This window comes from Paenibacillus provencensis (assembly GCF_042678545.1).
Lineage (GTDB): Bacteria > Bacillota > Bacilli > Paenibacillales > Paenibacillaceae > Paenibacillus > Paenibacillus provencensis.
In genome coordinates this window covers 3,307,684-3,321,045 of record NZ_JBHTKX010000001.1, presented here as the reverse complement: position 1 = coordinate 3,321,045, position 13,362 = coordinate 3,307,684, and the positions used below count along the sequence as shown (strand labels likewise).

Here is a 13,362-nt window from a genome sequence, read left to right as displayed (position 1 = left end):
ATAATAAATTGTTAGATTTAGTGGGAGATAGCAAGCAATATATGCTTATAGATGAATTAAATTCTATAAAATAGAATAATTCATTTAATCAAATATGGAGGGCCATGATGAAACTCTCTACCTTTGGATTGGCGATGAGGATGCTCTTTGCCAAAAAACAGCGACTCTTGTTGACTTGTATCGGTATTGGGGTTAGCTTCGGTCTGATTATCGTGATAAGTACCTTGTATGTCTCAATGGAGCGCACCGTGCAAAGGACGATAGATAACGAAGTCGGAGGATTTGATTTAGTAGCAGCACTTAGTCCTTTCGAAGGCCATGATAAAAGGAAGTTATTGACGGAAGAGGAGATTTCCAGATTAAGAACTATGGATGGTGTCATTGCTTCAAGTGTAACCCTTGTATTTCCAGAGCTTGTGACGAATCGAGTCGATCTTGAAGCTAGAATGAAGACTGATATTAATTACGCTGGGGTCGAGCCTAATGAGAAAATAAGAAATTTTCTTGGATTTACGGCAACGTTACAGCTGGGCGAGATGGTGATTACTGAAGAGGTGGCGAGACGCTGGGGAGTCCAGCAGGGGGATACGAAGGAATTCTCCATGAGTAACGACATTGTTCTAAAGAAGGTAGTCCGTGAAATTATACCGGATTATACACCGAATCCTGCAGCAGTAATTTTGCATATAGATGATGTTCGAGAAGAGTACGCGTTAGGTAAGGTTGCTACTAACGTATATCTTGATGTAGCAGACGACATATCTGCCAGGGGTATTGAGGAAACGATCAAATCCGAATTTCATGAAGATATACGTGTTTCACTGACTTCAGATAACAACAATGTAATTAAACAACATACAATGTTTAGATTTATTGCAATTGGACTAGGCAGTATATTAATGCTCGTCTGTCTATTGTTCTTGTCCAGCAGTTTCAAACTGATGTTGCTTGGACGTGTCCGTGAAATATCAACATTTCGAATGGTTGGAGCTAGCAGGTGGGTCATCTATAAGATGGTCATGATGGAAGCGGCCGTGATGAATTTATTAGGCGTTGTGTTAGGGGTTGGTATAGGAGCGTTGTTCTGTCAGCTCGCTGGATTGTTTATTAATTCAATGATGGGAATTGCATTAAACAACGTGGAAATGGATTGGAGAGTCGTCGTTACAATTGCTGTAGTGGGCTGGTTGCTATTAACAATATCTGTGATGAGAATTGCCGTGACTGCTGCGGGATCTGCTCCGCTTGTAGCTGTGCGGCATAGCGAGCAAGAGACATTAAACAGATCACAAGCTTGGATCTCGGGAATTCTGTTCATTATCGGCTGTGTCATGTTAGGTCTGGCGTGGCTAGATTTAATTAGCACGGATACAAGGCTGATATTTACGCTTGTGGGGGGATTGTTAGCAGCAGGGGGATCTATTCTTGGTGCGGGATATATGATTCCGGCCATCTCTCGAATTAGTGGCTGGTTCATTCGCAAATTCGTCATTGCTGAAGCCTACTATGCAATGAAACAGTTCGTAGCCTTACGCAAGCAGAATTCGTTCATCGTTATGCTGCTAGCGAGTATCGTGACAGCATTCATTGCTATTCCTACCTTTATAGACAACCTCACGCGTGTACAGACAGAACAAGTAGTGAATAAGCATATAACGCCAATTGTGATTGAGCATAGTCGTGATGTAATGTCTTCCGACGTAGTAGAGCAAGTGCGTCAAATGGAAGGCGTTGATCAGGCGTTACCGGTCGGATCGTTCAGCGCTGTATTGCTTGCAGATCTGGACTATGAACGAGCAGATCCCGAATGGCTAGAGCAGAACAGCTATCATCCTGAGTATCTCCAAGGTACATCTTTATATGAGACGTATGAATATGAATGGATAGGAGCTGCAAAGACGGATTTTAAGCTGATGCAGCAAATGGGGTTAATGAAGTTAGATGATGGCGATCTATCATCAGGAATTGTCATACAACCTGAGTATGCTGCTCATATGGGCATAGCATCAGGAGATGCCGTATCTCTGCAAAGAACAAGTCTAGGTGAGAGGGCAGAGAAATATGAGATGCCTGTAAGTGGAGTGACAGACCTATCTTTTATTGTGCATGAAACCCATGTTCTAGTAGATTATCAGAATCCGAATGTATCGTGGATTGAAGGTGATAATGACAATTCTAATGAGATTTTGCCCAAAACAATATATGTGCAGGTTAGCGAAGGTGCAGATATTGCTAATGTAAGGGCCGAATTAGAGCATTTACTTCAAGATGACCCGGCAATTAGGGTTACAGATCTAGATTCTGAATTATTGCGCATTGCAGAGCAATCAAGAGAGCAGTATACCATTTTGTGGGCTGTAATGGCCATATTTGTCGTCGTTGGTATCGTAGGGATTATGAATACACTTGGAGCCACATTTCATTCACATCGCAGGGAGTATGCCATACTGCGGGCAATTCAGCTGACAACAGCCAAGTTTAGATCTGTAATGATTGTGCAAGGACTACTGTATGCCATTACCGCTATTTTTGTAGGTGTGATTGCCAGTGGCTGGATTCTTACTGGATTGTTTAGTGGGACCAATGAGTTACAAGGATGGACGATCAACGGCTTCACCCTAGCATTACCTATCGTCATTGTGGGAGCCATATCGCTGCTTGTTTCGCTGTTATATTCTAAACAGTTCGGAGCAAAGTCCATTACCGAGGAATTAACAGTGGAGTAGTGGGGAAGTGAGTTCGTTGAGTGATCTTGTACTCGTTCTGTGATTCCTTATTAGTAGAACAGTGAATGCGATGGGAGGATGTACGCTTGGGAGATTCAATATTAGCTGTAAGAAATTTGACCAAGATTTATGGACAAGAACCGAACCAAGTCGTCGCGCTAGATCATGTAGACCTGGATTTGGCAGCAGGAGAGATCGTGATGTTAATGGGACCCAGCGGTTCAGGAAAGACGACATTGCTTCAGATCCTAGGTGGACTAGAGCCCCCTACCGAAGGGAAGATCAAAGTTCAAAATGGGGAGTGGCAGCAATTTTATCGTGAACCTGAAGTCTCGCATTACCGGCGAGATATGATAGGATTCGTATTTCAATTCTTCAATCTCATTACTTCCCTAACCGCAGAAGAGAACGTAGCATTGCCGCTGATCCTGGCAGGTCAGCCTAAGAAAAAGATTGCTTCTCTTACAGAGGAAATGCTTCATTTAGTAGGTTTGTCAGAGCGAAGTAAGCACCGTCCTGCGGAACTGTCTGGAGGACAACAGCAGCGGGTTGCGATTGCACGTGCACTTATTCATAAGCCAGCAATACTGCTGGCGGATGAGCCAACGGGAAATCTGGATTCACGTAATTCAACAGACATACTAGAGTTACTGTTGAATATGCGTGATAAGCTCGGACAGTCGATGCTCATCGTAACTCATGACCCTTATGTTGCCACCTATGGAGATCGTGTTATCCTGTTTCGTGATGGATGCATTGTAGATGAGTACAGTGCGGAACACATGGTTGGAGAGGATCGAAGTGAACGCTCATTGTATATTATGGAGCGCCTCCAATCGATTAGTAGTGAACCGCGCAGTAAGCAGATGCAATTTCCTTAAATAGAGCCAAAGTTCCAGTTTTCCCGTAGTTTGAGTTCAGCAGAATATGCATAGAAAGGATGCAGCCATGAAGAAGATGAAACACTCTTTCAATACAGGCCAGCTGTTATATGTAATGACTACTTTAGTATTGGTCGTGTTGTTATCCGCTTGCTCTAGCGGGCAAGAAGATGCTAGCAAAGAGGTTCAGTCAAGTGTTAGCAACATTCAAGAATCTATTGATAACCTCGCTTCATCAGAAGTAGCCGCTAGTTCTAATCCATATGATTATGTAAAAAATAACGAAGACTTTAAGGCAATTATTGCTGCAGGAGTCGTTGCTTTGCCTGAACTGGAGCAGTTGCTAATTGATTCAGAACAAGATGGCCTTATGGAATTTATCTATGCTATAGCGATGGAACAGATATCGAAGGTGGATATGAGACAAGAAGCGGAATGGAGTACAGGGAAGGAATTTTTAACGATATATACGAGCTATATTGAGGAGATCCCCAGCAAGGTAGAATTGATAGCCGATGAACCGATTAACGATGTGGACAAAATCGACCAATTGAAAGCTTTGGGCACTCCGGCGATCCCCTATATTTTCTATGCAATTGAGAATCGACACCCGGAATTAGCACCTGCGCTTGATGATTTGACCGACAATGCGTCGAAGGATGATCGGAGAGAGTGGAGCGTAGAGAATGCAGATCTGTTGAATTTGCTCACAAACTTCGTTGAGAAATAAAAATGAGGGATTAATGGTCAGATTTGCGGGATGATCGATGAATATTTCCAGTACAAGCCGTTAGTAAGCTTCAGGTACACGCCTACTGCAAAAAGTTCAAATGATAGGTGATGGCGAATTTATGAAATATTGTCTTGTTAACGTCTAGGATGCTTCAAATAAATGTTATAAATCTATCATAACTAATGGCTATCTTGAGTATGTCGATATAGCTTTTAGCTATAACTAGATATCGCTTTTAAGTCTTATACAGGATGTAAACCTCCATGCTAGAATCAAAGGAATCAAAAACGACTTGTGCTTTCTAGAGGAGGACTTTTATCATGTGCAATAGATTTCAAATCGTAGGCAGCTTGCTGCGTCCGTCGGATTTATTAGAATATAAACATCAGATCGAGCATCGCGATGATATTACCTATCCATTTTATCAGGATTTCGAGGGATATGAGCAGTCTGAGTCCGAAGCGATTCAAGCTGTAGTTGATAAAGAGATTGCAAATAATATATCTGTTATTACGGATGGAGAATACTCCAAATCGATGTGGCATCTGGACTTCGTCTGGGGCTTCCAAGGCATCAAGCGCTACATTGCAGATCACGGGTATTTCTTCAGAGATACGGACGGATCTTCGAAATATGAGACTCGCAAAGATATCGGTCTACGCATTACGGGTGAACTGGGCGGTAAGAACCATCACTTTATTGATATCTATAAGAAGCTTCAAGCCCAAGCTGGCGATCGTGAAACGAAGCTGTGTGTACCGTCTCCATCCCATATCTTTGGTGAGCTGTCCTGGTCGGATAACATTGGCGGTACTGAATCCGTTTATAAAGACAGACAAGAGCTTAAGAACGGCCTGGTGAAGGCTTATAAGGAATTTGTTGAGGAGTTTGCTGCGGCTGGCGGTAAAATTCTGCAATTCGACGATTGCTTGTGGGAGCTCTTCGCTGATGACAACCCGAACTCTCCATACACAGGCGAGAACATCAATCAGGAGGAAGTACAGGCTCTCGCTGCCGAATTCATTGATATCAACAACACGGTTATTGACTTCGGTCATAGCCTGGGCCTCAAAATGTGGACGCATAACTGCCGTGGTAACTACGACTCCCGTAATATGGGCGGCGGCTCCTATGCCAAGATTGCGAATCTGTTCTTGAAGCAGCTGAAATACGATCGTTTCTTCCTGGAGTGGGATGATGAGCGTGCAGGCTCACTTGAGGCGCTCGCGGTATTCAAAGACAAGCCTAATACGGAAATTGTACTTGGCCTGCTGTCCTCCAAAACGAATACGCTGGATGATAAAGAGCGTGTACTAAGAATGCTGGACGAAGCATCCAAGATTATTGATAAGGACAGACTGCTCTTGTCTCATCAATGCGGGTTTGCGTCCTGCGATGGTGGAAATGAGCTGACCGAAGATGAGCAATGGGCGAAGATTAAGCAAGGACAGCGTATTGCGGAGCAATATTGGGCAAATTAATTTAGAATTAAAATAAAGCAATGAGGGGCTATGTTCCCTCTCAGACTGTCGGCGATGTACTTGTCGACAGTTTTTTCTTGTGATCATAAGTCTGAATTTTTTTCTTCGGAACTGCGGTGGCTTAGTTATGTGAATTGTTAAACTTTTACTATCGTTTGATAAGAAGTGCCTAAACATGCTATAAGTGTAGAAGAAGCAGGAGCATGAACAGCGTTGAATCAATTTCATAAATATAGGGATAAAGATTTGTCCTGAAATCATAGAGAGGTTTTTAGATATGACAACTAATTTTTGGCGTGATTTGCCACGTCCTTTTTTTATACTGGCACCGATGGAGGATGTAACGGATGTCGTTTTTCGCCATGTGGTGAGTGAAGCGGCAAGACCTGATGTATTTTTTACAGAGTTTGCGAACACAGAGAGCTATTGTCACCCGGAGGGGAATCATAGTGTGCGTGGGCGGCTCACCTTTACGGAGGATGAACAGCCCATTGTAGCCCATATTTGGGGAGATAAGCCGGAATATTTCCGTCAAATGAGTATCGGTATGGCCAAAGAAGGCTTTAAAGGGATCGATATTAATATGGGTTGTCCTGTAGCGAATGTAGCGGAGAATGGGAAGGGAAGCGGCCTGATCTGTCGTCCCGAGATCGCAGCTGACATCATTCAGGCGGCCAAAGCCGGAGGACTGCCCGTAAGTGTGAAAACTAGGCTCGGTTTCAGCAGGGTAGACGAATGGCGCGATTGGTTAACCCACATCTTGAAGCAAGACATTGTTAATCTATCTATACATCTGCGGACAAGAGAGGAAATGAGCAAAGTAGACGCCCATTGGGAATTGATCCCGGAGATTAAGAAGCTTCGTGATGAGGTGGCACCAGATACGCTTCTGACGATTAACGGAGATATCCCTGACCGTCAAACCGGCCTGAAGCTTGCTGAGCAATATGGTGTGGATGGAGTTATGATCGGGCGGGGTATTTTCCACAATCCATTTGCGTTTGAGAAGGAGCCGAGGGAGCACAGCAGTGAGGAATTGCTTGACCTGTTACGGCTGCACCTGGATCTCTATGATCAGTATTCGGCATTGGAATCCCGTTCGTTCAAGCCACTTACCCGCTTCTTTAAAATCTATGTTCGTGGGTTTCGAGGGGCAAGTGAATTAAGAAACAACTTAATGAACACCAAGTCGACAAGTGAAGTGCGTGCATTGCTTGATGATTTTGCAAGTAAACAGCATGATGGGGTGGAGGAAGAGTAGGGGACTTCCCTGATGGATATTTTTTGCCGTATTCAGTGCATGTGGTGTTGGAACGATACAATGATTACGGGCCCCTATATATGGTATTATGGTATGATGAGTTAGTTGAACAACAAACGTATTTGGATATTTTAAGAGGAGCCCTTCTAAATGAAGGGCTTCTGTAACGTTTATTTTGGCAGGGGTAATTTACTATAGGAGATGTCTGATCAAGTATGATAAAAAAAGAACTCGCCCATATTCGCAAGCAGTTTAAAATGGATCACGAAATGCTGAAGCTATACGAAATTCTTAACGTGTATATTATGAAGGAGAGCAATGAGATCTACCATTACGAGCGTCAGCCGTTTGAGATGCTCGATCGGGAGAAGCAGGAGCTGCATATGGCCAACTTCAAGAAGCTGCTAACCGGTGAATTGGATCAGAAGCTGTTCGAGTTAAAGTTTCAGGAGGAAGCGGAGGAACCGACTCGTGAGCTCCTTCATCAAGCGCTGGTGACCGGCGATCCAGATGAATGGAATGATCTGATGCTTCTGCTCGTGGAGAGAATGCTGGCGGATACTCACTATAAGCAAGATACGGTAATCACTTTCGTTCGAGGACAATATTACCGACCGACGAAGGAAAAAAATGAAGAGGTCGAAGAGAGCGAGAAGAATGAGGTGTTCGCGAACTCGTTTATTTTATGCAGTGTGAATTCCACAGAGCAGCAGAAGAAGGCACTCATGTTTGATTATGTCGAGCGGGAATATAAGTATAATGTCTTTGTTGATCCTATCATTAAATTAAACTCGCCGGAGCAAGGCTTCTTCTACCCTAGCGTATCGGATAATTATTCCGACGTGAACCATGTTCTCTATTCCTCAGGGAGAGCCAATGAACCAAACTTTCAATTCATTGAGGAAGTCCTGAAGGCCGAGAGAACCATAACTGCGCAAGAGGAGCGAACGATCTTTGAGGATATCGTGAAGGAGGTAGCGGGAGAACATCTCGATGCCGCCACGATCGCTCAGGTGTACGAGGAGATTCATCAGGTCATTGAGACGAACGAGCAGGAAGAACCAGCAAGGCTGGACTATAAAGACGTGGAACGGATGCTGACTTCGAGCGGTGTGGAGAATGTGACAGCGGAGAAGGTAGAGCTTGCGTTCGAAACGGTCGTTGACGATAAAAATTATGAGCTTAAAGCGAGCAGCGTCATTCCGAAATTCACCTCAAAATCGATTAAGATCGATACGAAGGTGGCTACGATTACAGTGAGCCCACAGGATCTAAAGTACTTGAAGCAGGTGAATTATCAAGGGAAAAGGTGCCTCTTGATTGAGGTCGACGAAGATGCCGTCATCGAAGGATTTACGCTTGCTACGGAGGATTTGTAGCGTAAGGATTAACAACGGTTTGGTTGATAGGGACAACTCTAGATATCCATTACATGAAGTTAAGAAAGTGTGAGGATGTTACCGATGTATTTATTTGGCATTGTAGTCGCGATAATTACAGGGTTCATATCCCTAGTTGATATTTTATTTGATTTAGATCAATTCGGCAGTGTCACGAAATTATTAGTCAAGATATCAAGTTTATTATTTTGGGCATCACTTCTATATCTTGTGATCAGAAATGGTAAGAGGAAGTAAAGGCTTGTTCTGTATAGAGAGATTCTCGGTAGTACTCCTGTGAGTGAGGGGTATCTTAGAAAAGGCAGGTGTTAAATGATGGATTTTGAAGCTGTCATGCAGGAGCTTGAAGCTCTCGGCAAGGAACGACTCAAAAAGATGTACATGTCTAATGGTGCCCATGAACCGCTGTTTGGTGTGGCGACAGGTGCGATGAAGCCGATGGCGAAGAAGATCAAGATGGACCAGCCTTTGGCTGAACAGCTGTATGCGTCAGGAAACTATGACGCGATGTACTTTGCCGGCATCATTGCCGATGCGAAATCCATGACAGAAGCGGACTTTGAGCGCTGGATCGATGGAGCTTATTTTTATATGCTGTCCGATTACGTCGTCGCGGTCACCCTAGCGGAGACTGATATTGCCCAAGAGGTGGCTGATAAGTGGATTGCAAGCGGAGATGAGCTGAAGATGTCAGCAGGATGGAGCTGCTATTGCTGGCTGCTCGGCAGTCGCCCAGATGTTCAGTTTACGGAGAGTAAAATTGCCGGTATGCTGGACATGGTTAGAGAGACGATTCACGAATCTCCTGAACGGACCAAATCCTCGATGAACAATTTTGTGTACACAACGGCCGTGTCCTATGTCGCGCTCCACGATAAGGCGGTCCAAACTGCACAGGCAATAGGTCCTGTTGAGATGAAACGGGATAATAAGAAGCCCGCCATCTTGCTCGCAACCGATAATATTCAAAAAGCGGTGGACAAGAACCAGCTTGGCTTTAAACGCAAATATGTGAGATGTTAGGCATCCCATCACAATAAGACATTCGAGAGTAACCCTCGAGTGTCTTTTTTTCACATTTAAGATCATGTCAGCTCGTAGTTAACCAGACGGTCTACTGGGAGAGTACTCCTCTTAACAGAGATAACTCTAGGTTTTTAACATGTTTTTCATCATGCGGATGATAATTGTACTTGGTTTGCGGAATGAGGGTATGATAAAATTTTGAGTAAAACGCCTGTTCGCAACTTTTATAGCATATGGGGGAACAACATGAATATTAACGAATTTCAGCATTGGGTGAAGGATTATTATCAGCAGCGTCAATGGTCAGATCTGAATATCTTTGTTCGTATCGGGTTTCTTGCTGAGGAAACGGGAGAGGTGGCGCGTGCAATTCGTGCACTGGAGATCGGACGAGATCGCCCAGATGAAATAGAAGGCACATATGAGCAGAATAAAAGGGAGCTGACAGAAGAACTGGGAGATGTGCTGGGTAATCTAGTTGTGATTGCCAATAAGTACGATATCTCTCTCGAAGATATTTTAGAGGCACATAAAGATAAGCTCCAAGCACGGTACGCATCAAAATAATAAGAATGGAGTGTGGGGTAATGAAATCAATCGCTGTATTCTGTGGCTCCAGTGAAGGAAGCACTTCTATATACAAAGAAAGTGCAGCACAGCTGGGTCAGGTGCTGGCTAAACAACAGATCACTCTTATTTACGGCGGATCAAATGTAGGGCTGATGGGAGCTGTTGCTGATGCGGTCTTGGAACACGGCGGCCGAGTGATCGGCGTGCTGCCTCATTTTCTGCAATCTCGTGAAATTGCGCATAAGGGCTTATCCGAGCTCATTATGGTGGATTCCATGCACGAGCGTAAAGCCAAGATGGCTGAATTGGCAGATGGATTTATTGCTCTTCCGGGCGGACCTGGAACGATGGAAGAATATTTTGAAATATTTACATGGGGCCAGCTTGGGTTACACCAGAAGCCTTGCGGGTTGCTAAATATCAATGGATATTTTAATTCGCTGGTATCTATGTTTGATGTTATGGAGCGTGAGCAATTCATGCAGCCGAAATATCGATCCATGATCCTTACGGATCATACCCCGGAAGGTATTCTTCAGCAGTTCTCGACTTACAAGGCTCCTTCTGTTAAGACTTACCTCACGGAAGAGCGTACTTAACCTAATGAGGATTGTTTCCGTAGTTTATTCGGCATGAACCCTGCAATTATACCGGGATCATGCCTTTTTCAATTGGAAGACATTTAGTCTGTGAACCAGCTGCTGGGGTTATTAAAAATAAATATTAATTCCTTAGATTCCGATTGCGATATCTGGCATTGGTCACGATGTCATATAACCCGATATAGTCATTCGATCCGCAGTTTTAACCTGATTCAGCTTATAGAAATCGTTTAGCCATTCTTCATGCAGGTCTTCATAGATCTGGACAGAAGTCAGCTCGAATAACAAACAGCCCATCTTCCAATGAAGGAGTATGGGCTGTACGAGTTTGAATTTTTTTCGAGTGTAAGCAGGATTGATTCTACATGTGAAGTCAGGTCCTCGCTTCGTGGCTATCCTTGAAAATTAATGAACTCTTTATTAATCACTTGTGCATCTTTGAATCCAATTTTATATGCTGTCTTCATAACACGGGTGTTACTTTGCAAAAAGAGATCCTCTAATAATCCGATGCTGTTGTCCAATTTGTCGGGAGTTTGATCTTTGATCGTTTCGAGAGTCTCACTGAAGAGCTGATAAAGGTCATTGTGCTCCTTTTCGCATATCTCTACAATATCCTGTGATCTTCTTTCTAACACATCTTTTATCATTTGTTCTACCATCGATAAGCCCTCCAGTTGATGTCCATTTTTCTAAGTTAGTTATTGCTTAGGGGTTCTTCATCGGTAAGTCATGTATAAGATGAATAATCAACATTCTCGTATACATCATACCTTCTCCGTGTCGAAAAATTTGTCACCTTATGTCGAAAGGCTCTTAGGTAATATTTTCTTAAACGAATCAAGAGTTATGAAATTGATTCAAATGCTTTTATGAATATGTATAATCTCTTGTTTACGATATTGGCCTGGCGTCATGCCGGTTTCCTTTTTAAACATCCGATTGAAGGAGGAGAAATTGACATATCCGACCTGGGAGGCAATCCGGTTGATCGTAATGTCAGTCGTGATTAACATCTCCTGTGCTTTTTCTACTCGGACACGATGCAAATGCTCGCTGAAGGTGCTGCCGGTTTTTTCTTTGATATAGGTTGATAAGTAAGTGCTGGACATATTGAGCAGATCGGACAGATAGTTAAGTGACAGGTCCTGGTGGTACTTCTGCTGAATGATATCAAGCACATATACGGCCAGCGTATCTTTAATTCCGACAGTTGGTTCGCTCGGCTCCTCTCTCTCATCTAAGGCTTGCATATGAACGTTTGGCTGCTGCTGTTGCAGAAGTGAAGCTGGTAGTGCTTCGGCCGGTTTGGTAATCAGCTGAATCCGCTGAGATGCAGGGGCTTGTCCAATCAAGTGAAGGGTCTGCTGATAGATCTCGCTGAGGAGGAATTGTCCAGGGTATGAATCACTGACCGCTATTTGCAGTTTCCGACCATCTAACAACTCCTGCTCCCATAGAGGAATTTGCGCTTCTAGATTGGCAATAAGCACGTCCCGGTCTGTGTTATAGAATATGGAGATGATGTGCATCGGTTCGATTTGAAACGTATGGGTAGAAGGTGCGCAGGCTTCAGCAAATTGGCGGATCGTAAGGATCCAATGGTGTGCGTTATCACAGGATGAAGATTTACACATTGGGTTATCTGCACTAGCCTCGATCTCGGGAGGGGAGTTAAACAAGACAATAATCGTACTGCTGGCGGGGGGATGTTCTCCTGCCCTTTTTAAATCTGGGTTAAGACGCTTGATTTCATTGATATGATCTAAAGTGATGATGGAAGGCATGGTTTCGGCTGCCCACTTCATATAATGGTTGCGTTCTTCTAATAGGCGGTTCACTTCAAGTACGGCTGTATTGAGGTTAATCCGGGAGTCCATGTTCAATGGCACATGGCTGGACAATGCTTGACCGATCGCCTTGATCGGAGTACGGATCTGAGTGTAGAACAGGAACAGCCCTGTCATGCATATAGCGAGTAACAAGTACAGGACGGCTAAGATGGTGCCCAGGAAGAGGGATGACCGCGCTACTTCGGCATTACTTACGGCACTTATCCATTTCGTTCCATTCAAGGTTTCAGTATAAAAATAGTATTGGTTATGCGATTGGGCTATATTTTGGCCAGGCTGGAATGTAGGAATGGGCATGGAGACTGCTGCTGTGTCTGAACTGTACAACTCCATCCCATTTGCAGCGAATACGATGAGGTTATCAGGAAGGAGCCCCTGGTGAGATGCTTCTACAAGATGATGGGAAATATCCATATGTGATTGTGAGTCAGTCAGCCCGACAGCTGTATGCTCCAGCTGGAATAAGTATTCTTTTATCGCTTCATTAATAACTGCCCTATTTAGTATGGAGGTGGTAAACAAGTACAGGATAGCAATAAGCGCAAATATCGTCGTCATGCCGGTTATGGATCTGCCGTCCCACCTAATGCTCATCTCAATGAACCTCCCCGAAAACATGCTGTATCTTACAAATACTAATAGAGAATTGTTTCATATATATGTAGGAAATGTAATAGGAGTGTTAAGAAACTTAGTGTCGATATTTCAGAATTTTTGCATTTTTTTCACTTCATGCTTTTTTGCGGTGATTAGCTAAAAAAATGTATATGTTCCAATTAAATGTTCATTGTCGTCTTCCTTCCTCTTCGGATACCCTTTAAAAGGTCAT

At 43.7% G+C, this 13,362-nt stretch carries 11 protein-coding genes; 9 read left to right on the top strand and 2 right to left on the bottom strand.

The genetic code is table 11. The features are described from left to right. Positions 1-104 precede the first annotated feature (104 nt). The 9 genes from ACFQ3J_RS15840 (at position 105) to ACFQ3J_RS15800 (ending at position 10,677) form a co-directional block, all read left to right on the top strand. Positions 105-2,726, top strand: coding sequence for an FtsX-like permease family protein (locus ACFQ3J_RS15840; RefSeq protein WP_251582602.1), 2,622 nt, complete (start codon positions 105-107; stop codon positions 2,724-2,726). 86 nt (positions 2,727-2,812) lie between these two features. Next, on the top strand, positions 2,813-3,607 hold the full coding sequence (locus tag ACFQ3J_RS15835; protein ID WP_251582601.1) for an ABC transporter ATP-binding protein: 795 nt from the start codon (positions 2,813-2,815) through the stop codon (positions 3,605-3,607). A gap of 67 nt (positions 3,608-3,674) precedes the next feature. Beyond that, positions 3,675-4,337, top strand: coding sequence for a hypothetical protein (locus tag ACFQ3J_RS15830; protein WP_251582600.1), 663 nt, complete (start codon positions 3,675-3,677; stop codon positions 4,335-4,337). Positions 4,338-4,660: 323 nt separating this feature from the next. Beyond that, the gene (locus ACFQ3J_RS15825) at positions 4,661-5,821 is read left to right on the top strand and encodes a cobalamin-independent methionine synthase II family protein (protein ID WP_251582599.1); all 1,161 of its coding nucleotides are present in this window, start codon (positions 4,661-4,663) and stop codon (positions 5,819-5,821) included. A 277-nt stretch (positions 5,822-6,098) separates the two neighbouring features. Next, on the top strand, positions 6,099-7,082 hold the full coding sequence (locus ACFQ3J_RS15820) for a tRNA dihydrouridine synthase (RefSeq protein WP_251582598.1): 984 nt from the start codon (positions 6,099-6,101) through the stop codon (positions 7,080-7,082). Positions 7,083-7,297: 215 nt separating this feature from the next. Next, on the top strand, positions 7,298-8,461 hold the full coding sequence (locus tag ACFQ3J_RS15815) for a DUF4317 domain-containing protein (RefSeq protein ID WP_251582597.1): 1,164 nt from the start codon (positions 7,298-7,300) through the stop codon (positions 8,459-8,461). 336 nt (positions 8,462-8,797) lie between these two features. Continuing rightward, positions 8,798-9,505 carry a DNA alkylation repair protein gene (locus tag ACFQ3J_RS15810; RefSeq protein ID WP_251582785.1) on the top strand — a complete coding sequence of 236 codons (708 nt, stop codon included), beginning with the start codon at positions 8,798-8,800 and terminating at the stop codon, positions 9,503-9,505. A 249-nt stretch (positions 9,506-9,754) separates the two neighbouring features. Then, on the top strand, positions 9,755-10,075 hold the full coding sequence (locus tag ACFQ3J_RS15805; RefSeq protein ID WP_091160485.1) for a MazG nucleotide pyrophosphohydrolase domain-containing protein: 321 nt from the start codon (positions 9,755-9,757) through the stop codon (positions 10,073-10,075). 20 nt (positions 10,076-10,095) lie between these two features. Continuing rightward, positions 10,096-10,677, top strand: coding sequence for an LOG family protein (locus ACFQ3J_RS15800; RefSeq protein ID WP_091160484.1), 582 nt, complete (start codon positions 10,096-10,098; stop codon positions 10,675-10,677). A 395-nt stretch (positions 10,678-11,072) separates the two neighbouring features. Here the strand turns inward: ACFQ3J_RS15800 and ACFQ3J_RS15795 are convergent, their stop codons facing one another. Beyond that, positions 11,073-11,342 carry a hypothetical protein gene (locus ACFQ3J_RS15795; protein ID WP_251582595.1) on the bottom strand — a complete coding sequence of 90 codons (270 nt, stop codon included), beginning with the start codon at positions 11,340-11,342 and terminating at the stop codon, positions 11,073-11,075. A 198-nt stretch (positions 11,343-11,540) separates the two neighbouring features. Further along, positions 11,541-13,127 (bottom strand): helix-turn-helix domain-containing protein, encoded by a 1,587-nt coding sequence (locus ACFQ3J_RS15790; protein WP_251582593.1) that lies wholly within the window; start codon positions 13,125-13,127, stop codon positions 11,541-11,543. Between the last annotated feature and the right edge of the window lie 235 nt (positions 13,128-13,362).

What these genes read in the sequence shown, in the direction of transcription:
- ACFQ3J_RS15840 (WP_251582602.1), top strand. Translation starts at nt 105, where the DNA reads ATGATGAAACTCTCTACCTTTGGATTGGCGATGAGGATGCTCTTTGCC.
- ACFQ3J_RS15830 (WP_251582600.1), top strand. Translation starts at nt 3,675, where the DNA reads ATGAAGAAGATGAAACACTCTTTCAATACAGGCCAGCTGTTATATGTA.
- ACFQ3J_RS15825 (WP_251582599.1), top strand. Translation starts at nt 4,661, where the DNA reads ATGTGCAATAGATTTCAAATCGTAGGCAGCTTGCTGCGTCCGTCGGAT.
- ACFQ3J_RS15820 (WP_251582598.1), top strand. Translation starts at nt 6,099, where the DNA reads ATGACAACTAATTTTTGGCGTGATTTGCCACGTCCTTTTTTTATACTG.
- ACFQ3J_RS15815 (WP_251582597.1), top strand. Translation starts at nt 7,298, where the DNA reads ATGATAAAAAAAGAACTCGCCCATATTCGCAAGCAGTTTAAAATGGAT.
- ACFQ3J_RS15810 (WP_251582785.1), top strand. Translation starts at nt 8,798, where the DNA reads ATGGATTTTGAAGCTGTCATGCAGGAGCTTGAAGCTCTCGGCAAGGAA.
- ACFQ3J_RS15805 (WP_091160485.1), top strand. Translation starts at nt 9,755, where the DNA reads ATGAATATTAACGAATTTCAGCATTGGGTGAAGGATTATTATCAGCAG.
- ACFQ3J_RS15800 (WP_091160484.1), top strand. Translation starts at nt 10,096, where the DNA reads ATGAAATCAATCGCTGTATTCTGTGGCTCCAGTGAAGGAAGCACTTCT.
- ACFQ3J_RS15795 (WP_251582595.1), bottom strand. Translation starts at nt 11,342, where the DNA reads ATGGTAGAACAAATGATAAAAGATGTGTTAGAAAGAAGATCACAGGAT.
- ACFQ3J_RS15790 (WP_251582593.1), bottom strand. Translation starts at nt 13,127, where the DNA reads ATGAGCATTAGGTGGGACGGCAGATCCATAACCGGCATGACGACGATA.